We start from the raw sequence: 21,576 nt of genomic DNA on the forward strand, positions 1-21,576 counted from the left end.
TTGTCTCAACTTCTATTTATAGAAGTGAAAGATTACTCAGTGTCTTGCTCGCTATCAGAAGCGTCTGATGCTCGCTCTTCACTTGATTCAGAAACGACTGCTGCTTCAGCGTTTGCTACTTCAGCTTCGCCTTCAACAACCTCAGCTTCTTCTACTTCGTCGATACGTTGTAGACCTACAACGTTCTCGTCGTCAGAAGTACGAATCAGTGTTACACCTTGAGTGTTACGACCAACTTGGCTCACTTCCGCAACGCGAGTACGTACTAGCGTACCTGCGTCGGTGATCATCATCATTTCGTCGCCTTCTTCAACTTGAACAGCGCCAACAACTGGGCCATTACGTTCAGAGACTTTGATAGAAACCACACCTTGCGTTGCACGGCCTTTCGTTGGGTATTCAGCTAGTTCAGTACGCTTACCGTAACCGTTTTGAGTCACAGTTAGGATATCGCCTTCGTTAGAAGGAACAATCAACGATACTACTTGATCGTCTTCTGGAAGCTTCATACCACGAACACCAGAGGCAGTACGGCCCATTGCACGTACTTTGTCCTCGTTAAAGCGAACAACTTTGCCCGATTTAGAGAACAGCATGATGTCGCTATCACCGTTAGTAATGTCAACGCCAATCAGTGAATCATCGTCACGTAGGTTAACTGCAATTAGGCCGTTAGCACGTACGTTTGCGAACTGATCCAGTGATGTCTTCTTAACAGTACCGTCACCCGTTGCCATGAAGATGAATTTCTCGTTAGAGAACTCAGAAACAGGCAGGATAGCCGTGATACGCTCACCTTCTTCTAGAGGAAGAATGTTAACGATAGGCTTACCACGAGCAGTACGACTTGCTAATGGCAGTTGGTAAACTTTCAGGCGGTATGTCTTACCACGAGTAGAGAAACATAGGATGTTATCGTGAGTATTAGCAACAAGCAGACGCTCAATGTAATCCTCATCTTTCATCTTAGTTGCACTCTTACCTTTACCACCACGACGCTGAGCTTCGTAGTCGCTTAGGATTTGGTACTTAACGTAACCTGCGTTAGAAAGCGTTACTACAACGTCTTCTTGAGCAATCAGCTCTTCCATGTCGATGTCATGAACTGCCGCTGTGATTTCTGTACGACGCTCGTCGCCATAGATTTCACGTACCGCTTCAAGTTCTTCACGGATAACTTCCATCAAACGCTCAGTGCTTGCAAGAATGTGCATTAGCTCAGCGATTTCTTCTAGAAGTGCTTTGTACTCGTCTAGAATCTTCTCGTGCTCAAGGCCAGTTAGGCGGTGAAGACGAAGTTCTAGAATTGCTTGTGCTTGTGTTTCCGTTAGGAAGTATTGACCATCGCGGATGCCGTATTGGTCTTCCAACCAATCAGGACGAGCTGCGTCAGTACCTGCACGCTCAAGCATTGAAGCAACGTTACCAAGATCCCAGCCACGAGCAACTAAGCCAGCTTTTGCGTCAGCTGGTGTTGGAGCGTTACGGATAAGTTCAATGATTTCGTCAATGTTAGCCAATGCTAGAGACAGAGCTTCAAGAATGTGTGCACGGTCGCGCGCTTTCTTCAGTTCGAAGATAGTACGACGTGTCACCACTTCACGACGGTGGTCAACGAAGCACTTAAGCATGTCTTTTAGGTTAAACAACTGTGGTTGGCCATTGTTTAGAGCAACCATGTTGATACCGAAAGTCGTTTGCAGCTGAGTTTGTGCGTATAGGTTGTTCAGAACAACTTCACCCACAGCGTCACGCTTACATTCAATAACAATACGCATACCATCTTTATCAGATTCGTCACGTAAAGCACTGATGCCTTCTACTTTCTTATCTTTAACCAGTTCAGCAATTTTCTCGATCAAACGAGCTTTGTTTACTTGGTAAGGGATCTCAGTAACGATAATGGTTTCTTTACCATTCTTGTCAGCTTCGATATCCGCTTTTGAACGCATGTAAACCTTACCGCGGCCAGTCTTGTATGCATCTACGATGCCTTTACGACCACTGATAAGTGCTGCTGTCGGGAAGTCAGGACCAGGAATGTAGTCCATTAGCTCATCAATAGTGATCTCTTCATTATTGATAAGTGCTAAACAGCCATCAACAACTTCACCTAAGTTATGAGGTGGGATGTTGGTAGCCATACCTACTGCGATACCAGAAGCACCGTTCACCAATAGGTTAGGAATTTTTGTCGGAAGAACTGCTGGGATTTGTTCAGTACCATCGTAGTTCGGTACGTAATCCACAGTTTCCTTATCAAGGTCAGCCAAAAGCTCGTGAGCAATTTTCGCCATACGAACTTCGGTATAACGCATTGCAGCCGCGGAGTCGCCATCGATAGAACCAAAGTTACCTTGGCCATCAACTAGCATGTAACGCAGTGAGAACGGTTGAGCCATACGAACAATTGTGTCGTATACAGCACTATCACCATGCGGGTGGTATTTACCGATTACATCACCTACTACACGAGCAGACTTTTTATATGGTTTGTTCCAATCATTACCTAGTACATTCATCGCGAACAAAACGCGGCGGTGTACTGGTTTTAGGCCATCACGCACATCTGGAAGGGCACGACCAACGATGACGGACATCGCATAGTCTAGGTATGAACCTCTAAGCTCATCTTCAATATTTACGGGCGTGATCTCTTTCGCTAGATCGCTCATAGAGCCATTTTCCCTCTATAGTCAGATCGTATATTTGAATACGTATAAGACCGAAAAATATAACACAAATTTACCTACGGAGGCATCACTTTCCCTATCCTTTTACCATCTTGTGACCCTTGTAGCCAATCAATTGATGAGAAATTGCACCTCAGCATCATATCTCGCTGAAACATGGTCACTTTACATCCAATAAATTCGCAAAATTGTAGATCTTCTGGTCAGCACGAAAAGGCAAGTTATAATGCCTGCAATTTCATGGATGCATTATTTAACTTGGAAATGCCGATTATGACTAAATCACAGAACGTAGACCCAGCAGAAATTAAGAAATTCGAAGACATGGCGTCGCGCTGGTGGGATCTCGAAGGCGAGTTTAAGCCTCTACACCAAATCAACCCACTTCGCCTAAATTACGTGCTAGAAAAAACCGAAGGCTTGTTTGGTAAGAAAGTCCTCGATGTTGGCTGCGGCGGCGGTATTTTAGCGGAGAGCATGGCTGTTGAAGGTGCAGTAGTCACTGGCTTAGATATGGGCAAAGAGCCACTCGAAGTGGCACGTCTTCATGCACTAGAAACCGGTACCAAGCTAGATTACATCCAAAGCACGATTGAAGACCATGCAGAGCAAAACCCGCAAACTTATGATGTGGTGACTTGTATGGAAATGCTCGAGCATGTACCAGACCCACAATCCGTGATTACCGCGTGTTCAAAATTGGTGAAACCAGGCGGACATGTGTTCTTCTCTACGTTGAACCGTAATTTCAAATCTTACCTGTTCGCGATTGTTGGCGCAGAAAAACTGCTTAGAATTGTTCCTGAAGGCACACATGAGCATGACAAGTTCATTCGCCCAGCGGAGCTAATCAAGATGATCGATAACACCCCACTTCAAGAATTAGGCATCACTGGACTGCACTATAATCCGTTAACAGACAGTTACCGTTTAGGGCAAAATGTAGATGTTAACTACATAGTTCATACGCAAAATTTCGCCTAACCAATATCAAAAATCCAACCGTAAAATCTTTTATAAAAAAAGACTAATGAAAAGAGTTGCAATTAACATAAGTTTGCGACTTTTTTCAGTCTAAATTTCGTGCGCCAGCTTCCATTTTAACCACCTCGATTTAAATTTAATCGCCGAAAATCCATCGCTCATTTTGCCCAAAGATCAAGGTATTTTTTTTTATCAGCGTGCAAAAATAAAGCATCCTTAAAAGGCGAGTTTTATACAATCAAGTGACATCTAACCTCATCAGTTAGTGGTCACTTACAGTTTTTTTTCAATCCACCACTTATCCACAAGCAACCCCATTTCTTTACCTTGAAAAATGTCAGTTGTAGCACTATCTTGTAACCCAACAAACAAATGACCCCTATATGTTGTGTTTGAACTACAATATATGGGTAGACCAAGATCACAAAGCCGAAACGTAATTTACAAAAATTACACAGAAATAGACAAAAACACGGCCTTGTTCAGTTTTGTTAGGGAAATTAAGCAGAATGAACCAACAACTTACTGTTACTAAGCGTAACGGGCGCAAAGAAACGATCGATTTAGAAAAAATCCATCGCGTGATTACATGGGCAGCGGAAGGCTTGCACAATGTTTCAGTATCACAAGTAGAATTGAAAGCTCACATTCAGTTTTACGATGGCATTACCACTACTGATATCCATGAGACAATCATCAAGTCAGCAGCGGATCTAATCTCTGAAGAGACTCCAGATTACCAATATCTTGCAGCACGTCTGTCAGTATTCCACCTACGTAAGAAAGCGTACGGCGAATACGAGCCACCTGCACTTTACGACCACGTTGCAAAACTGGTTGATATGGGTAAATACGATAGCCACCTAATGGAAGACTACACGAAGGCTGAGTTCGACGAACTTGACTCGTACATCGACCATAAGCGTGACTTAGATTTTTCTTACGCAGCGGTTAAACAGCTTGAAGGTAAATACTTCGTACAAAACCGTGTAACGAAAGAAATCTACGAGAGTGCTCAGTTCCTTTACATTCTAGTTGCTGCATGTCTATTCGCTAAATACCCGAAATCGACTCGTCTTGACTACATCAAACGTTTCTACGACGCATCGTCTACGTTTAAGATTTCTCTACCTACACCGATCATGTCTGGTGTACGTACTCCTACTCGTCAATTCAGTTCTTGTGTACTGATCGAGTGTGGTGACAGCCTTGATTCTATCAACGCAACAGCAAGCTCAATTGTTCGTTACGTATCTCAACGTGCTGGTATTGGTATCAACGCAGGTCGTATCCGTGCGCTTGGCTCTGAAATCCGTAATGGTGAAGCGTTCCACACTGGCTGTATCCCTTTCTACAAATACTTCCAAACAGCAGTAAAATGTTGTTCTCAAGGTGGTGTTCGTGGTGGTGCGGCAACGGTATTCTACCCACTATGGCACGGTGAAGTTCAGTCTCTACTAGTACTGAAGAACAACCGTGGTGTTGAAGAGAACCGTGTTCGTCACATGGATTACGGCGTACAGCTGAACAAGCTTATGTACTCCCGCCTAGTTCAAGGTGGCAACATCAGCTTGTTCTCACCTTCTGACGTACCAGGCCTATACGACGCGTTCTTCGAAAATCAAGAGCGCTTTGAAGAGCTGTACGTTAAGTACGAAAACGATCCGTCAATCAAGCGTGAAACAGTAAAAGCAGTAGAGCTATTCTCTCTACTAATGCAAGAGCGTGCTTCTACTGGTCGTATCTACATTCAGAACGTTGACCACTGTAATACACACAGCCCGTTTGACTCTGAAGTTGCACCTGTTCGTCAATCGAACCTATGTCTAGAAATTGCGCTGCCAACTAAGCCGCTTTCTAACGTAGAAGATGACGAAGGCGAAATTGCACTATGTACGCTTTCAGCATTTAACCTTGGCGCAATCAACGAACTGGATGACCTAGCAGAGCTTTCTGAACTGGTTGTTCGTGCTCTAGACGCACTTCTTGATTACCAAGACTACCCGCTTCCAGCAGCATACAAGTCGACAATGAACCGTCGTACTCTAGGTGTAGGTGTTATCAACTACGCATACTACCTAGCGAAGAATGGTGTGAAGTACTCTGACGGCAGCGCAAATGGCCTGACTCACCGTACTTTTGAAGCGATTCAATACCACCTACTAAAAGCGTCTGTTGAACTAGCGAAAGAGCAAGGTCGTTGCCCATCTTTCCACGAGACTAACTACGCGAAAGGCCTACTGCCAATCGATACTTACAAGAAAGATATCGACTTAGTATGTGATGAGCCTCTGCACTACGATTGGGATGCGCTACGTGAAGAGATCATGGAGCACGGTCTGCGTAACTCTACGCTAACTGCGCTTATGCCTTCTGAGACTTCGTCTCAAATCTCGAACGCGACTAACGGTATCGAGCCACCACGTGGTTACGTATCAGTGAAAGCATCGAAAGACGGCATCCTGAAGCAAGTGGTTCCAGATTTCCTAAATCTTAAAGAGAACTACGAGCTACTTTGGAACATTGGTTCTAACGACGGTTACCTACACCTAGTGGGTATCATGCAAAAATTCGTTGACCAAGCTATCTCTGCAAACACTAACTATGATCCAAGTGTTTACGACAGCGGTAAAGTACCAATGAAGAAGCTGCTTCAAGACCTACTAACTGCATACAAGTTTGGTGTTAAGACTCTTTACTACCATAACACTCGTGATGGTGCAAAAGACGACCAAGGTGACGCAGTAACAGTGCCGGAAGAAGATTGTGAAGGCGGCGGTTGTAAGATCTAAACCGCAGTAAAACATTAAGACCCCAGAGAAGTTATCTTCTCTGGGTTTAAAGCATTAACAGGGTTCGTTTTATAACGAGTCTTTAAAGGATTTGAGGCATTTATGGCTTACAGTACTTTTTCTCAGAAAAAAAATGACCAGCTAAAAGAACCAATGTTCCTAGGTCAGTCGGTTAACGTTGCACGTTACGACCAACAAAAATTCGAAATCTTCGAAAAGCTTATCGAGAAGCAACTTTCTTTCTTCTGGCGTCCAGAAGAAGTAGACGTGTCTAGCGACCGTATCGACTACAACAAGCTTCCTGAGCATGAAAAGCACATCTTCATCTCTAACCTGAAGTACCAAACACTGCTGGATTCTATCCAAGGCCGTAGCCCGAACGTTGCCCTACTTCCGCTAGTATCACTACCAGAAGTTGAAACTTGGATTGAGACTTGGTCTTTCTCTGAAACGATTCACTCTCGTTCTTACACGCACATCATTCGTAACATAGTGAACGATCCAGGTCTAGTATTTGACGACATCGTTGAAAACGAAGAGATCCTAAAGCGTGCTAAAGACATCGCGTTCTACTACGACGACCTAATTAAGCTAACCGCTGATTACCATCGTTACGGCGAAGGCAACCACAACATCAACGGCGAAGACGTTAAGATTTCTCTTCACGACCTGAAGAAGAAACTTTACCTATGTCTAATGTCGGTAAACGCACTAGAAGCAATCCGTTTCTACGTGAGTTTCGCATGTTCATTTGCATTCGCTGAGCGTGAGCTAATGGAAGGTAACGCAAAAATCATCAAGCTAATCGCTCGTGATGAAGCGCTTCACCTGACCGGTACTCAGCACATGATCAACTTGCTACGTAACGGTCAAGACGACTTCGCATTCATGCAAATTGCTGAAGAATGCAAGCAAGAGTGTTTCGACCTATTCAAGCAAGCAGCTGAGCAAGAGAAAGAGTGGGCAGAATACCTATTCAAAGACGGCTCTATGATTGGCCTGAACAAAGACATTCTTTGCCAATACGTTGAGTACATCACCAACATCCGTATGCAGGCCGTTGGTCTAGGTACCGCTTACCCAGAAGCAACATCAAACCCAATTCCATGGATCAACGCTTGGTTGTCTTCTGATAACGTACAAGTTGCTCCGCAAGAAGCAGAAATCAGTTCTTACCTAGTTGGTCAGATCGACAACGAAGTGAAAGCTGACGACTTTGAAGGATTTGAGCTGTAATGCCAACAATCAAAATCAACAAGCTAACTTCAATTGAATCTAACCCTTCAAATACGCTATTGGAAACAATGGAACAAGCTGGGTTAGAACCAGAATACAACTGCCGAGATGGTCACTGTGGCGCATGCCGCTGTACGTTGGATTCTGGTGAGGTTGAGTACGTTGGTTTTGCTATGGCTTACACGCAAGGCAACGAGATTTTGCCTTGTATCTGCAAAGCGAAATCCGATCTATCGCTGAGTAACGTGATTCATCGAAACAAGCAAAAGCGTGCTTAATCCAATCGGCTTAAGTACGCTATGTTCCGAAGAGAATGAGTTAAGCGAAGATTAGAGACTTCAAAGCAATACAGATTAGAAAGGGTCCGCTTCCTCTTGGAATGCGGACCCTTTTTCTATTCGAGTCTTTAGTTCTCAAGCATCAAACCAGATGTTTACTGTTGAGTCAGGTTCAATGTCACCGAACCGATGTAACAAGCGCTTCGACACTCTCCACAGCCATTGCACTTATCTTGAGCAACCGTAGGTAACTCCCCGGCCTCAATCTGTATTGCGCCCGCTGAACACGCAGATTGGCAGGCATGACAGTCCATTTGCATATAGTTATTGCAGCTATCAGCAAAGTTAGGTTTTAAATCAATGTAAGGCGTGACCGTTGGGTGAAGCGCACCAGTCGGACACACTTCACTGCACTTGTTGCACATAGAGCAGCTGTTGTAATCCAAATTGAGCAGCGCGCTGCCCTCTTGTATCTCAATAACACTGTTTGGGCACGCTTGCTCACACAAGCCACAGCCATCACACAGACGCTCAAACAGCACTTCATCAACGGCTCGCGGTGGCCTAGCATGTAAACGCTTTGATTTCTCTTCATAACTGGCTGCGGCTTGAACAGGTTTAGACAACCGAGTTAAAAAACCACGCCTATTTGAATTTACTTGCTCAGACATTAATCAATATATAACTTTTTAGTAGCAACGCTTAATTTATATTCAGATGTTAGGTAATTAAGCCAATCAATTACACTAACTGATAACTTCTTATAAAAGGATAGTTCTGACTTTTTATTTAGAGTTTCTAAATATACAAAAGACCAAGTTAATAAATGAGACTCAAGTAATTCACGAGCTGAATTTATATTGTTATTTTCTAACAAATAGGCGTGAGCGAATAACATTAGACCAAACTGATCTTCGGGCTCTCTTAAACCAGTATCTAATTCAATTTGATTTAATTCTAAAAACTGTCGATACGCGACCGTTGACTCGCCAAACACAACACGGTCTTTATCGAGGTAAACCGAGCCCCATGGTGGTGCTGGCATCTCTCCAACCCCTTCAAACAGGCGGCTAAACTCGGCTGTTAAGTCATCCTCCTGTTCATTTTGAACGGCTAATAAACAATCTTCTGATAATACTTGGTTCTCAACGAGAGCTTGAACAATCTCTATTAACTGCTCTTTACTTTTTGCTTGATAGAATATTGAGCCAAGTAATTTGTTCGTATCGATAATCATTATTATTTACATCGTAATAGGTTTTAAAACTGATTATATAAATCAAACCATTTCATTCTTTGATCTAATTTATACATTCAATTCATAAACTTTAAATTTCACACTTATTTGACGCTCATCAATCAACATTTAAATATTAAAAGACAAAAGTAAAACTACCTATAAAGTGCTACCCATCAATAACAATAGGCATCTTAGAATGACGAATAAGAAAGAATCTGGGGTAATGAATCTTACTCGAAGAGGCTTCATGAAAGCTTCTTCTGCGGTATCGCTTTGCCTTTCAAATCCAAACCAGTAGCTGCTGCAGTTGCTGAAAATGTGGATGAGAAAATCGTATGGAGTGCATGTACAGTAAACTGTGGCTCACGCTGCCCGCTACGTATGCATGTACAAAACGGTGAAATCAAATACGTAGAAACAGACAACACGGGTACTGACGAATACGGTCATCACCAAGTGCGTGCATGCCTGCGTGGTCGCTCTATGCGTCGCCGTGTTTACAACCCAGATCGCCTTAAGTATCCAATGAAACGTGTGGGTAAACGTGGTGAAGGTAAGTTTAAGCGCATCAGTTGGGAAGAGGCTTTTGATGAAGTCGCTGGCACCATGCAACGCCTTATTAAAGATTATGGTAACGACACCATCTATCTAAACTACGGTACAGGTACACTTGGTGGTACGGTCACTAAGTCTTGGCCACCAGCACAAACGCTGATTGCTCGCCTTATGAACCTAAGTGGCGGTTACCTAAACCATTACGGCGACTACTCAACCGCGCAAATCGCGAAAGGCTTGAGCTACACCTACGGTGGTTGGGCAAACAACAACTCTTTCTCTGACTTAGAGAACACTAAGCTTAACATCCAATTTGGTAACAACCCTGCTGAGACTCGTATGTCTGGCGGCGGTCTGATCCACCACTACGTAGAAAGCAAAAACAAATCAAACGCTAGAACGATTATCATCGATCCACGTTACACCGATACTGCCGGTGGCCGTGAAGATCAGTGGATCCCAATTCGCCCATCTACCGATGCTGCATTGGTAGCGGGTCTTGCACACGTGATGATCACTGAAGACCTAGTCGACCAAGCGTTCCTAGCCAAATACTGTGTCGGTTACGATGAGAAGACTCTCCCTGCTTCAGCTCCTAAAAACAGCGACTACAAATCTTACATCCTAGGTTTAGGTGAAGATGGCGTAGAAAAAACACCTGAATGGGCTTCTAAAATCACGGGTATCCCTGTCGATACCATCGTTAAACTTGCTCGTGAGATGGGTACAGCGAAACCGTGTGCTATCCACCAAGGTTGGGGCCTACAACGCACTGCGAACGGTGAGTTAGCTTGTCGCGCAATCGCTATGCTGTCACTACTGACAGGCTCTGTGGGTGTATCTGGCGGTTCTACGGGTGCTCGTGAAAGTGACATCAACATTCCGTTTGTGCGCTTCCCTACCGTACCAAACCCAATTGAAACCTCCATTTCAATGTTCATGTGGACAGACGCGATTCACCGTCACCACGAGATGACCGACATCACTGACGGTGTTCGTGGTGCAGAGCGCCTGAAAAACCCAATCAAGATGATCTGGAACTATGCGGGTAACTGCATCATCAACCAACACTCAGACATCAACAAGACACACGCGATTCTTCAAGACGAAGATGCCTGTGAAATGATTGTTGTCATTGATAACCACATGACCTCTTCAGCGAAGTACGCTGACATCATCCTGCCTGACTTAACCACATCAGAGCAAGACGACTGGTGTATGGATGGCAAAGCATCGAACATGCCTTACTTCATCTACGCACAGAAAGCGATTGAACCTCAGTTCGAAGCAAAATCTATCTACGAGATGTGTACTGAGCTTGCTAAACGCATGGGCGTTGAAAAAGAGTTCACTGAAGGTCGTACTCAAGAGCAGTGGATTGAGCACCTTTACGCAGAAACTCGTAAAAACGACCCTACACTGCCAACCTTCGAAGAGATGAAAGAACTGGGTATCTACAAGCGTAGCTATGACCACAACTACATCGCTTACGAAGATTTCCGTAAAGATCCTGAAGCGAACCCACTAACCACACCAAGTGGCAAGATCGAGATCTACTCAGAGCAACTGGCAGAGATTGCGAAGACTTGGAAGCTAAAAGAAGACGAAGTGATTCACCCACTTCCAATTTACGCGGACTCTTTCGAAGGCCATAACGATCCACTAGTAGAGAAGTACCCGCTACAACTAACGGGCTTCCACTACAAGGCTCGTACCCACTCCACTTACGGCAACGTTGCAGAGATCAAAGCTGCGGCACCACAAGAGTTGTGGATCAACCCAATCGATGCAAAAGAGCGCGGTATTGAAAACGGCGACATGGTCAGCATTTTTAACGACCGTGGTGAAGTTCATATTCCAGCGAAAGTGACACCAAGGATTCTTCCTCGAGTTGTCGCGCTAGGTGAAGGTGCATGGTACGCACCCGATGGTCAGAAGATCGACCATGCAGGCTCTATCAACGTGCTGACCACTCAGCGCCCGAGCCCACTTGCTAAGGGTAACCCTCAGCATACAAACCTAGTTCAAATCAAAGCGCTTAAGAAAGCATAAGGTAGGTTGGAATGAAACAATACGGCTTTTACATTGATTCAAGTAAATGCACGGGTTGTAAACCTGTCAGCTTGCTTGTAAAGATTATAACGATCTAGACATCAAAACGAACTACCGTCGCGTGTACGAATACGCAGGTGGTGGCTTCACTCAAGATGGCGATACCTGGGTTCAGAAAGATGTTTTTTCTTACTACCTCTCTATCGCTTGTAACCACTGTACTAACCCTGCATGTGTGAAAGTGTGTCCTTCGGGCGCAATGCACAAACGTGATGAAGACGGCTTGGTTGTGGTTGATGAAAGTGTGTGTATCGGTTGTCAGCACTGTAGCAATGCGTGCCCTTACGGCGCACCACAATACAACGCTAAAAAAGGCCACATGACCAAATGCGATGGTTGTTACCAACGTGTTTCTGAAGGCAAACAGCCAATCTGTGTTGAGTCTTGCCCACTTCGTGCATTGGAGTTTGGCGAAATCAATACACTTCGCGAGAAATACGGCTCTGGTGCAGATGTGGCGCCACTGCCATCTTCAACAGAAACGCTACCGAACATCGTGATTAAGCTAAACAAAAACGCGAAGCCGACTGGCGATACCAGTGGTCACCTAGCAAACCCTAAGGAGGTGTAAGATGATTTTTCATGAGTGGTCTTTGATCTTCTTCACGGTACTGGCTCAAACCGCTGTCGGTGGTTACCTGCTTATTGGTGCCCGTGCACTGGCACTTGGTCATGACGAAGAGAAACTGAACAGCTACAAGGTTCCAATGTTCATTCTGTGGGCATTAATGGGTCTTGGTTTTATGTTCTCGACAACGCACCTAGGCTCTCCACTGCGCGCGTTTAATGCCTTTAACCAACTATGCTCAGCTTGGTTGTCTAACGAAGTGTTCTTCGGTGCGGCATTCTTCGCTGTCGGTGGCCTGCAATGGCTACTGTCAGTGGTCAAGAAAGGTGGCCTTGCTATCCAGAAAGCACTGATGGTTGGCGCTATGGTGCTGGGTGTCATCTTCATGTACGCGATGATCAACGTATACATAATCAACACAGTACCAACATGGGACAACATCTACACACCACTGAGCTTCGTCATGACTATGGTTGTAGCTGGCTTGCTGCTGTCTCAGTTCGTGATTGTATTTGTTAACGACAGTCGCTTTACAGTTGACCATAACATCACCATGCTGGCTGTGATTGCCGTTGCGATCAGTTTGCTTGTGACAGTCGGTAAACTGAATCTAATCGGTGACATCCAAACTTCAGTAGCAAAAGCTTCAGAGTTGGTTGATGGTTTAGGCAGCTATGTGATCCTTCAAGTTGCATTGCTAATGGCAAGCTTACTGATTTGGATTCTACCTATGCTTAATAAAGCAAAAGTGAACCCAGTCAATCTAGGCCTAGCATTAGTACTATTCCTAGCGTCAGAACTAATCGGCCGTGGCTTGTTCTACAGCCTACATATGACAAGCGGTTTGTAATCACAGGCTCCTTATTTGGTTATCTAGAAGGCTAGATAAACTCAAGGCCCAACACCTATTTAGATGTTGGGCCTTTTTATTGGTTCTGTCTAATCTTGATTTAAGAGATCTTGGTTTACGACAAGAGCGTCTTATTTGATGATCGCTGAAGGGATAAACATATCCTTCACGCGTTTTACTGAAGAGTAGTCACCAAACATAGGTTTATTGTCTAGATGCCTTCTTAGCATGTCTGCAGCGACCGTTTTGATGATAGTACGTGCATCTTCGCGCTTGTATTGACGATAAAACTCCAGCACTTGCCCCCACTCACCCGCTTCGCTCGATAATGCAACACTAAAGGTATTGCCCTCTAACTTGCCCGTGACTAGGGCTAACTCGGTGCCGCACTTTTCTCTTGTAGCGCCAGCCAGAGCAAACGTTGCTGCTAGTGGGTCGTTCTTTTCAAGCTCACTCTCTTTTGGCTCCGCCATCACCCAAGAGTGACCGAAGCAATCTTCAACTTGTTCATTCGATTGTAGCCAAGCCGAAAGCGCACCTTTGGTTGATACTTCTGATACCGACAAGGTCTTCTTTCTTTCCGCCATAATATGACCGATATGGTCGATCATCGGCTCATCAACACTGACAACATTGCTCTCTAGCAGTTTGTACACCATTTGCAGTAGCTTAACGCGAGTTTCTAAATCCGACTTAGGCCCAAACAGTTTCACTTCAATGAACGGCAGATAAGAGCGGTAACCCAGCTCATAACCTTCCGGCAGTTTCAGTTGGTCTAACACATCAGAAATGCCGGATTCAGACAAACCAAAGGTAAATAACCTGCTGCATTCAGAAGCGACTACTTGAGGATAAGTGCGAGCAAGATCAGGGATAATTTCAAAGCTCACCATGCGCTTGAACTCACTCGGTACGCCCGGAGTGAAATAGAAAGTCGCATCGTTAATCTTAAGTTTGAAGCCACATGCTGTTCCAACAGGGTTATCGACGATTTCTGAACTTGCTGGCAATAAGGCTTGTTTTAGGTTGCTGTCTGGCATCGGCATGCCACGTCCAGAAAACATCTCTTCCATACGCGCTAGCCACTCAGGGAACATGACTAATTTCTGTTCTGACGCAGTCGCAGCTGCCGCAGCACTCATATCATCGGTTGTCGGGCCTAAGCCACCATTAACGATAACCACATCATAGTTAAAGCTTAGCATCAGCAACTCTTCAACCAAGGCATTCATTTGATCACCGACTGTGGAGCGTTTAGCCAAAGCAAAACCGTGCTGATAAAACTCAGCAGACATCCAAGCCGCGTTCGTGTCTACAATGTCTCCGTGAAGAACTTCTTCACCTGTACTTAACATTGCGATTTTCGTCATGTTTCTATCCCTTGTAGTCATAAAAAGACGCTGCATTATCTACAAACTGGTCTATGTTTGAGTTTGAGCTATTTGGCTTTTTAACAAATATTAATAATGTTAAATCTAAGGTTTTCTTAGGAAAAGCGATAAATTATTAGTTCCCTAAATCAGGCATTTAATGGATAATTGTGACCCTGATCAATTCTAAACTTTCTCATGGAGACCCTTGTGGCCAAATCACCGTTACTAGCAAAGGTTACTGCTGCATTTACAATGCTAATGTCAGTTAACTCGGTTGCAAGCCAATACGACTTCGACCAGCCAATCAACCTTTCTTATTCGGATGAATGTGCTCAAGATTACTGTGTTAATGATAGCTTGTACACCTACAAGCCTAGTACCAATTACGCACTGAGCGAATCAAGCGAAGAGTACGATTTCTCAATCCAACAACCAAAGCACCTTTTGGTTAGCGAAGAGAAAAATTGGGATTACCTAATGGGTCAAACTTACACGATTCTTGGCTTAAGTGTTGCAACCGTTGGTTTAATGACCTTCTTACCAGAAAGTATCACTAAATGGGACGACGACCAACGCGACTTAAGTAAGTTAGGTCAAAAGTGGAAAGATAACGTTTCTGAAGGCCCTGTGTGGGACCGTGACGAACACTTCCTAAACTATGTGATGCACCCGTATTTTGGTGGTGTTTACTACACAGCAGCACGTCACGCGGGTTACAACGAGTTTGAATCGTTTATGTACTCTTGGACGATGTCGACCTTCTTCTGGGAATACGGCGTAGAAGCATTTGCTGAAGTACCTTCATGGCAAGACCTTTTCATCACACCTTTCTTCGGTGCGGTTGTGGGTGAAATAATGCTAGAAACCGAGCAAGACATCATTGCTTCAGGCGGTGAAGTGATGGGTTCTCAAACCATGGGTGATGTGTCTCTGTTTTTCCTAAACCCTGTCGGTCATATCCACTATTGGGTAAGTGATGCTTGGGGTGGTGACGCAGAAGTTAACCTGAATACTAACCCTTGGTGGGATAACCAAGATGCCGCGAAATTCGCTTACGATGCTGGCGCGCCATACGATTCTCAGTTTGTTGGTATGAACTTTAAAGTAACCTTCTAATACAGCGACCTGATTACTTTCGGTAATAACCAAAACTTTTCTAAAATGCGGCTCTCTAGCCGCTTTTTTTGTGCCCTACTCTTCATTCTCTTTTTTTGCATCACAGCTTAGTTTCAAAAATTGACACAGGTCAAACATTGTTCGATATAAACTTCTACACTGAAATTAACGAACTTTATCGCTTAATATCAAACATTTAATTAGCAATGATTAATTGAAACTTTGGGGGCTGATATGAACAGTACATTTATCGTAAACTTTATCGGAAAAGCGTCGCCTGCGACCATTAAACAACTCGCTGCGGTGACTCATGAGAACGACGGCAAATGGCTCATCAGTAAAGTGAACTTTATTGAAGACCAAGTTGCAGGCGTACTTAAGGTTCAACTTCCAGCCATCAATGAATCGATTGTTAAAAAGGCATTCAGCGCTAACCCGGACCTGATTGTCCAGTTCGTTGATTCAGACCATGCACATAATGTTCAAGATACCATTCACCATCTGAGACTCGATTCTAACGATCGCGCCGGTATCGTCAATGAAGTGACACATGTACTCGATAGACAAGGTATCAATATTCTCGACATGGATTGCCAGCGCGTATTTATTGCCGGTGGTGGCGGTGTCAGTTCAAGCCTATTCACTTCTAAAATCGCGGTTAAGCTACCAATCGAAGTTCAAATCGATGATGTTATCAATGAACTAGAAACTCTCAGTGAAGATACTCGAGTGATGGTCGAGAGCTAGTTGAACTATCCTCCTAACGATACCCTATCGTTGGGAGGATACTTCCTCCCTCCTTACATAGCTTACAAAAAAACGTATAAAATCTAAAAAATACATAAGCAAGACATATGAAACCAAGCATTGTTCTCATATTTTTGTTACCATAGATTATCTTTTATAATTTAGTCACTTAGGTTCACACATGGAAAGAAAAAGGTCGAGTTGGCAGCTCAATGTCATCTCAGCAATCCTTCTTACGACACTGTTTAGCGGTTGCAAAAGTGGTCATGAAAATAACGATAGTGGAACAACGACTACGGGAACAACTTCAAGTACGTCATCTTCTCCTATTACGCTTAGCATCCCAAGTAGTGTCTCATTTTCTGAACCACAATCAGGGTCGAAAACAGAATCCATTACCGTTTCTCTTTCCGAAGCATTAGCTCAAGAACTCACCTTAACTATCTTAACTAGTGATGTGACAACTCACTCTAATGGCACCTTCAAAAACTACGATGCTATATCAAGTCAAAACGTCAAAATTGCGGCAGGTGCAACCAGCGCAGCTCTACCACTAAACCTTATACACAATAATCTGTATGAGGGCAGTAAAACACTTCATTACTCAATTAGCGCTGATAACGGTACAAATTACACTCTTTCAAACGAACGAACTGTAGTAACCATTGATGATAGCGATACTCAACCAACAGTTAGTTTTAGTAACGACTTAAGTACCGTTGTAGAAGGTGACAGCATTATTCAACAAGCTGTTTTGAGTCATTACACATCTCAAGATGTAACACTTACCTTAACTCAAACTGGTATTGCCGCGCCTGAGGACTTTACTGTTGATATATCAGAGTTAACTCTTAAATTGCCAGCAGAAACCCTATCAACAAATATCACTTTTTCTGCTCGTGATGATAGCTTCGATGAAGGTGGCGAATCGGTAATCTACACGATAGCTTCCGTTGGTAACGCGACTATCGATTCGAGTAAAAACACTCTCGCGTTCTATATTCCGGGGCAGAAAAGTTTTAATGATACTGGGTATGTCACTTATTTTGATGGAACAGACTACGACAGCGTCACTCCTCCAGTATCACATCCAAATCAAGATGCCGATTTTGGTTTAGATGTCACAAATGGAAGTGAACATTCGGATGGGGAATATGGCTTCCGCTACACCAAGCTAGATGCTCACGGGAACCCTCTAATACCTAGCTCTACTGATTGGCGCTGTGTTAAAGATGAGCATACCGGATTATATATTGAAGCAAAACAAGATCCGATAGCACTGCCGAGTCAGTCCGCGGTCGATACCTGGGTTAAGAACCATAAAGACAACCCTGATGCCCACACTTATCCATGGGACAGTCAATCAAGCTCATGGCGAAGCGCTTCGTACACATATACTTGGCACGACTCTGAGAATACAACCAATGGTGGCTATGCCGGAGCACGCAATGATCTATTGTACAGCGCCGGCCCGATCTCTTCTCAATGTGCATACATTAACGATGGTTCAGGAAGTAACTACTGTAATACAAGTAGTTATATTAGTAGTCTAAACAGTCGCTCTATTTGCGGTATTACAGATTGGCGCTTACCTTCACCTGTTGAAGCTCGTTCATTTATCAACTTCAATGTCGGCACTGCACCAGTAGGAGCCATTGATTTCTTTCCTAATCTTGGAGACCGACTCTTCACGCATTCTAGCTCTGTTAAGCAAGATGGTAGTGCTAGATGTATCGACTCTCAAAATGGTGAACTTGAGCTATGTAATAAAAACATTGCAGGTTCGACAGGTATTGTGGCGGTAAGTGGGGGTATTGAATAATGAGACTAAAACTAATCTTAGGTGTAACTGCCTCTTTGTTAAGTGCAAATACCATCGCACAAACCTGCGTACAAACTCAAACACCCTCTCACCAAGACGGGCAATTTATTGATCGTAAAGATGGCACATTACTCGACGTAACGACTAATTTACTTTGGTCAAAATGCAACCTAGGTGAAATCTATAATCAATCCAATGACACATGTGATGGTGCAGCGATTAAATATCAGAATTGGCAGGATGCGCTCATCGCAACCAAAGATGCAGATTTGACCACTATTGCCGGCCAGGCTGGTTTTCGGTTACCTAACATCAAAGAGTTAAGTTCAATCGTTGACTATAGCTGTACTAGACCAGCAGTCAACCTGACGTACTTCCCAACCACAACCAATGAACCATATTGGACTAACACACCCGACGCTCATAAAATAAACAGCAATTATGATGGTTTAATTATTGATTTTGAAGAAGCTTTAGAAGTCATTACCGACCCAGATGATATTCCACACCCTCTTGTTCGATTAGTGAAAACATTTAACTAGCTTCTACGGTACAAGTAATCAAAAAGAGCAGCACCTGGCTGCTCTTTTCTTTTTCGAAACCTGCGACTCAATTACTTAACTGACCACTGTGATAATGAACGCTTAAAGTCTTGATAGCCAAACTCATTCAGCTTTTGCACTTCACCATTGCTGCGCTCGCAGTAGATTGAAGGCATTTTTAAGCCGTTGAACCAGTTGAGCTTCACCATGGTGTAACCTGCGCTGTCCAACAAGTGAAGTTTTTGTCCGATCTGCAGTGGCTCATCAAAGCTCGCCTCGCAGAACTGATCGCCCGCAAGGCATGAACACGAACCAATCACGTAGTCATGGCTGCCGTCTTCAGACGCTTCTAATACCGATGCTGGTTCATTGTAAATAAGCGTATCAAGACGGTGGGCTTCAGTTGCTGAATCCACAATAGCCGTTTTCTTCACGTTCTCAACAATATCCACCACTGTCACAACCAAGTCTGTTGTTTTCGTGATGATCGCTTCACCCGGCTCTAGGTACATCTGCACACCGTGCTTTTCAGAGAAGGCTTTCAGCGCAAGCCCCAGTTTCTCGATGTCATAACCCGGCCATGTAAAGAACACACCGCCGCCCATGCTCACCCAATCTAGCTTATCTAGGTGCTCGCCAAACTGTTCTGAGATTGAATCAAGCAATCCAATAAAGGCATCGACATCTTTGTTCTCACAGTTCATGTGGAACATCACGCCATTAATCTCATCAAAGATTTCAGGCTTGATATGGTTAGCTTGAACACCTAAACGCGAGAATTGACGCGCTGGGTTTGCCAAGTCTTGCCCTGCATAGCTCACACCCGGATTTAAACGTAAACCTAGTGACGCTTTACCTTCAACAATATGACGGTACGCTTCGAATTGGCTTTGCGAATTGAAGATCATCTTGTCGCAGATGTCAGCCACTTCTCTCACGTCGTCTTCGCTGTAACCCACACTGTAAGCATGCGTTTCACCGCCAAAGGTTTCGTAGCCAAGTTTCACCTCGTATGGGCCAGAGCTTGTCGTGCCATCAAGGTAAGGCTTGATGATGTCAAACACACCCCATGTCGAGAAACACTTCAGTGCCAATACCAGTTTTACACCTGAAATCTCTTTCAGTTGCTTGGCTTTCTCTAAGTTCGCAATCAACTTATCTTCGTTGATCATGAAATACGGCGTTTTTAGTTCGTTGTTTTGCATGTTAATACCTTGCGGCCCTCGAGTTCACGAAGGCACATGATAATCGAACAAAGCCGACGCAACAGCATCGGCTTGTAATTATACGTTCTCGTCAATCATATGACTTTGAATGGAATTCGCAGAGCTTTGACCTTGTCGCTAGGACATCGCGCGGAGTTTACGAACGTAAATGAGCACGATGGACAACGCGACAAGGGCAAAGAGCAAGAATTACTTCAAAGTATGGATTAGAGGTAGACCTTGCCCAGGCTCTAGCTCTTGAACATGCCAATCTAGACCGATTTCAGGCATGGTTGCTAGGAACGGGTCTGGGTTTAGCTGTTCCATGTTGAACACGCCTTTATCAGCCCATTCGCCATGGAAGAACTGAAGTGCAGCCGTAATAGCTGGAACACCCGTTGTGTAAGAAATTGCTTGGTGCTCTACATCTTCGTATGCCACTTCGTGGTCTGCGTTATTGTAGATGAAGACGCTGCGCTCTTTGCCTTCTTTCTTACCTTGCACCCAAGTACCGATACACGTTAAACCTGTGTAACCCGGAGCCAAAGATGTTGGATCTGGCAGTAGTGCTTTAAGAACGTGTAGAGGCTGAACCACAGTGCCGTCATGCAATGTTAGCGGTTCTGGGCTCAGAAGGCCGATATCACGCATGCAGTTGAAGTAGTTTAGGTACTTGTCACCAAAGCCCATCCAGAACTCGATGCGCTTAGCTGGGATGAATTCCTTCATTGAACGAACTTCATCGTGCGCCATTGAGTACACTTTGTGAGTGCCACAGTTAGGGAAATCAAATTCAAGCATACGAGAGTGACAAGGAACTTGTTTCCACTCTTCATTTTCCCAGTAGAAAGAGTCACCTTGGATCTCAAGCATGTTGGTTTCTGGGTCAAAGTTAGTCGCAAACTTCTTACCGTGATCGCCTGCGTTTACATCCATTACGTCGATCGTATCGATCTCATCGAATAGGTGCTTAACCGCGTGCGCTGCAAATACTGAAACCACACCAGGATCGAAACCCGCACCAAGAATACCTGTGATACCTGCTTCAGCAAACTTCTCACGGTAGCCCCACTGCCAATCGTAAGCTTGTGGTACTTGTTGACCTTCAGAACATAGGTCAACCGCTACCGATGTATCTAGGTAAGATACTTTTGCTTGGTAACACGCTTCCATGATCGCCATGTTTACCCAAGGAGGACCAGCGTTGATGACTAGGTCTGGTTTCACTTCGTTAATCAACGCAACAAGAGCATCAACATCGTCAGCGTTTACTGCGCGAGCTTCTAGTTTTTTAGTTGAATCTTTAAGGTTGTTTTTACCTTTGATTGATTCGATGATTTTTTCACATTTCGCGATTGTGCGAGAAGCGATTGTGATATCACCCAGTACTTCGTTATTTTGTGCTGCTTTATGTGCAACAACCCAACCAACGCCGCCTGCACCAATTTGTAGAATAGCCATAG

At 44.2% G+C, this 21,576-nt stretch carries 15 protein-coding genes and 2 pseudogenes; 11 read left to right on the forward strand and 6 right to left on the reverse strand.

The features are described from left to right. Nucleotides 1–32: 32 nt before the first annotated feature. A complete protein-coding gene (gyrA, locus tag OCV52_RS09550) occupies nucleotides 33–2,675 on the reverse strand; it encodes a DNA topoisomerase (ATP-hydrolyzing) subunit A (protein ID WP_137407470.1) in 2,643 nt (880 codons plus the stop codon). Nucleotides 2,676–2,933: 258 nt separating this feature from the next. On the opposite strand from gyrA, the gene ubiG reads away from it, so the two are divergent. The 4 genes from ubiG (at nucleotide 2,934) to yfaE (ending at nucleotide 7,983) form a co-directional block, all read left to right on the forward strand. Continuing rightward, a complete protein-coding gene (ubiG, locus tag OCV52_RS09555; RefSeq protein WP_171731632.1) occupies nucleotides 2,934–3,677 on the forward strand; it encodes a bifunctional 2-polyprenyl-6-hydroxyphenol methylase/3-demethylubiquinol 3-O-methyltransferase UbiG in 744 nt (247 codons plus the stop codon). A 509-nt stretch (nucleotides 3,678–4,186) separates the two neighbouring features. Next, nucleotides 4,187–6,469 carry a class 1a ribonucleoside-diphosphate reductase subunit alpha gene (gene nrdA, locus OCV52_RS09560; RefSeq protein WP_008222047.1) on the forward strand — a complete coding sequence of 761 codons (2,283 nt, stop codon included), beginning with the start codon at nucleotides 4,187–4,189 and terminating at the stop codon, nucleotides 6,467–6,469. A 102-nt stretch (nucleotides 6,470–6,571) separates the two neighbouring features. After that, on the forward strand, nucleotides 6,572–7,705 hold the full coding sequence (nrdB, locus tag OCV52_RS09565) for a class Ia ribonucleoside-diphosphate reductase subunit beta (protein ID WP_102398203.1): 1,134 nt from the start codon (nucleotides 6,572–6,574) through the stop codon (nucleotides 7,703–7,705). Next, on the forward strand, nucleotides 7,705–7,983 hold the full coding sequence (gene yfaE, locus OCV52_RS09570; protein ID WP_008222053.1) for a class I ribonucleotide reductase maintenance protein YfaE: 279 nt from the start codon (nucleotides 7,705–7,707) through the stop codon (nucleotides 7,981–7,983). The genes nrdB and yfaE overlap by 1 nt, the downstream gene beginning before the upstream one ends. A gap of 155 nt (nucleotides 7,984–8,138) precedes the next feature. Here the strand turns inward: yfaE and napF are convergent, their stop codons facing one another. Together napF and OCV52_RS09580 are read right to left on the reverse strand one after the other, a co-directional pair. Next, the gene (gene napF, locus OCV52_RS09575) at nucleotides 8,139–8,654 is read right to left on the reverse strand and encodes a ferredoxin-type protein NapF (RefSeq protein ID WP_137407469.1); all 516 of its coding nucleotides are present in this window, start codon (nucleotides 8,652–8,654) and stop codon (nucleotides 8,139–8,141) included. Continuing rightward, nucleotides 8,654–9,220 carry a TorD/DmsD family molecular chaperone gene (locus OCV52_RS09580; RefSeq protein WP_137407468.1) on the reverse strand — a complete coding sequence of 189 codons (567 nt, stop codon included), beginning with the start codon at nucleotides 9,218–9,220 and terminating at the stop codon, nucleotides 8,654–8,656. Before OCV52_RS09580 ends, napF begins: the two co-directional genes overlap by 1 nt. Before the next feature lie 199 nt (nucleotides 9,221–9,419). Between OCV52_RS09580 and OCV52_RS09585 the strand changes: the two are divergent. From OCV52_RS09585 to OCV52_RS09595, 3 genes and pseudogenes are all read left to right on the forward strand, one after another. After that, nucleotides 9,420–11,830 (forward strand): annotated as a pseudogene (locus OCV52_RS09585) (DmsA/YnfE/YnfF family dimethyl sulfoxide reductase). 11 nt (nucleotides 11,831–11,841) lie between these two features. Beyond that, nucleotides 11,842–12,461 (forward strand): annotated as a pseudogene (locus OCV52_RS09590) (DMSO/selenate family reductase complex B subunit). 1 nt (nucleotide 12,462) lies between these two features. Then, the gene (locus OCV52_RS09595) at nucleotides 12,463–13,308 is read left to right on the forward strand and encodes a dimethyl sulfoxide reductase anchor subunit family protein (protein ID WP_137407467.1); all 846 of its coding nucleotides are present in this window, start codon (nucleotides 12,463–12,465) and stop codon (nucleotides 13,306–13,308) included. Nucleotides 13,309–13,439: 131 nt separating this feature from the next. Here the strand turns inward: OCV52_RS09595 and OCV52_RS09600 are convergent, their stop codons facing one another. Continuing rightward, entirely contained in the window at nucleotides 13,440–14,678 is a 1,239-nt protein-coding gene (locus OCV52_RS09600; RefSeq protein ID WP_102426152.1) for a CinA family nicotinamide mononucleotide deamidase-related protein, read from the reverse strand. A 210-nt stretch (nucleotides 14,679–14,888) separates the two neighbouring features. Here OCV52_RS09600 and OCV52_RS09605 point away from each other — a divergent pair, with 210 nt between their 5' ends. The 4 genes from OCV52_RS09605 (at nucleotide 14,889) to OCV52_RS09620 (ending at nucleotide 18,908) form a co-directional block, all read left to right on the forward strand. Further along, nucleotides 14,889–15,797 (forward strand): DUF3943 domain-containing protein, encoded by a 909-nt coding sequence (locus OCV52_RS09605; RefSeq protein WP_137407466.1) that lies wholly within the window; start codon nucleotides 14,889–14,891, stop codon nucleotides 15,795–15,797. A gap of 234 nt (nucleotides 15,798–16,031) precedes the next feature. Further along, nucleotides 16,032–16,544 (forward strand): glycine cleavage system protein R, encoded by a 513-nt coding sequence (locus OCV52_RS09610; protein ID WP_137407465.1) that lies wholly within the window; start codon nucleotides 16,032–16,034, stop codon nucleotides 16,542–16,544. 181 nt (nucleotides 16,545–16,725) lie between these two features. Further along, entirely contained in the window at nucleotides 16,726–18,366 is a 1,641-nt protein-coding gene (locus OCV52_RS09615) for a DUF1566 domain-containing protein (protein WP_137407464.1), read from the forward strand. Then, nucleotides 18,366–18,908: an Lcl C-terminal domain-containing protein gene (locus OCV52_RS09620; protein ID WP_137407463.1), complete on the forward strand. Its 543-nt coding sequence runs from the start codon at nucleotides 18,366–18,368 to the stop codon at nucleotides 18,906–18,908. Before OCV52_RS09615 ends, OCV52_RS09620 begins: the two co-directional genes overlap by 1 nt. Before the next feature lie 71 nt (nucleotides 18,909–18,979). On the opposite strand, the gene nspC is transcribed toward OCV52_RS09620, so the two are convergent. Together nspC and OCV52_RS09630 are read right to left on the reverse strand one after the other, a co-directional pair. After that, the gene (gene nspC / locus OCV52_RS09625; protein WP_137407462.1) at nucleotides 18,980–20,113 is read right to left on the reverse strand and encodes a carboxynorspermidine decarboxylase; all 1,134 of its coding nucleotides are present in this window, start codon (nucleotides 20,111–20,113) and stop codon (nucleotides 18,980–18,982) included. Nucleotides 20,114–20,323: 210 nt separating this feature from the next. Then, nucleotides 20,324–21,574, reverse strand: coding sequence for a carboxynorspermidine synthase (locus OCV52_RS09630; RefSeq protein ID WP_137407461.1), 1,251 nt, complete (start codon nucleotides 21,572–21,574; stop codon nucleotides 20,324–20,326). Between the last annotated feature and the right edge of the window lie 2 nt (nucleotides 21,575–21,576).

This window comes from Vibrio chagasii, assembly GCF_024347355.1.
GTDB lineage: Bacteria > Pseudomonadota > Gammaproteobacteria > Enterobacterales > Vibrionaceae > Vibrio > Vibrio chagasii.

Coding starts and splice junctions, on each gene's coding strand:
- gyrA (WP_137407470.1), bottom strand. CDS start 2,675: ATGAGCGATCTAGCGAAAGAGATCACGCCCGTAAATATTGAAGATGAG.
- ubiG (WP_171731632.1), top strand. CDS start 2,934: ATGGATGCATTATTTAACTTGGAAATGCCGATTATGACTAAATCACAG.
- nrdA (WP_008222047.1), top strand. CDS start 4,187: ATGAACCAACAACTTACTGTTACTAAGCGTAACGGGCGCAAAGAAACG.
- nrdB (WP_102398203.1), top strand. CDS start 6,572: ATGGCTTACAGTACTTTTTCTCAGAAAAAAAATGACCAGCTAAAAGAA.
- yfaE (WP_008222053.1), top strand. CDS start 7,705: ATGCCAACAATCAAAATCAACAAGCTAACTTCAATTGAATCTAACCCT.
- napF (WP_137407469.1), bottom strand. CDS start 8,654: ATGTCTGAGCAAGTAAATTCAAATAGGCGTGGTTTTTTAACTCGGTTG.
- OCV52_RS09580 (WP_137407468.1), bottom strand. CDS start 9,220: ATGATTATCGATACGAACAAATTACTTGGCTCAATATTCTATCAAGCA.
- OCV52_RS09595 (WP_137407467.1), top strand. CDS start 12,463: ATGATTTTTCATGAGTGGTCTTTGATCTTCTTCACGGTACTGGCTCAA.
- OCV52_RS09600 (WP_102426152.1), bottom strand. CDS start 14,678: ATGACGAAAATCGCAATGTTAAGTACAGGTGAAGAAGTTCTTCACGGA.
- OCV52_RS09610 (WP_137407465.1), top strand. CDS start 16,032: ATGAACAGTACATTTATCGTAAACTTTATCGGAAAAGCGTCGCCTGCG.
- OCV52_RS09615 (WP_137407464.1), top strand. CDS start 16,726: ATGGAAAGAAAAAGGTCGAGTTGGCAGCTCAATGTCATCTCAGCAATC.
- OCV52_RS09620 (WP_137407463.1), top strand. CDS start 18,366: ATGAGACTAAAACTAATCTTAGGTGTAACTGCCTCTTTGTTAAGTGCA.
- nspC (WP_137407462.1), bottom strand. CDS start 20,113: ATGCAAAACAACGAACTAAAAACGCCGTATTTCATGATCAACGAAGAT.
- OCV52_RS09630 (WP_137407461.1), bottom strand. CDS start 21,574: ATGGCTATTCTACAAATTGGTGCAGGCGGCGTTGGTTGGGTTGTTGCA.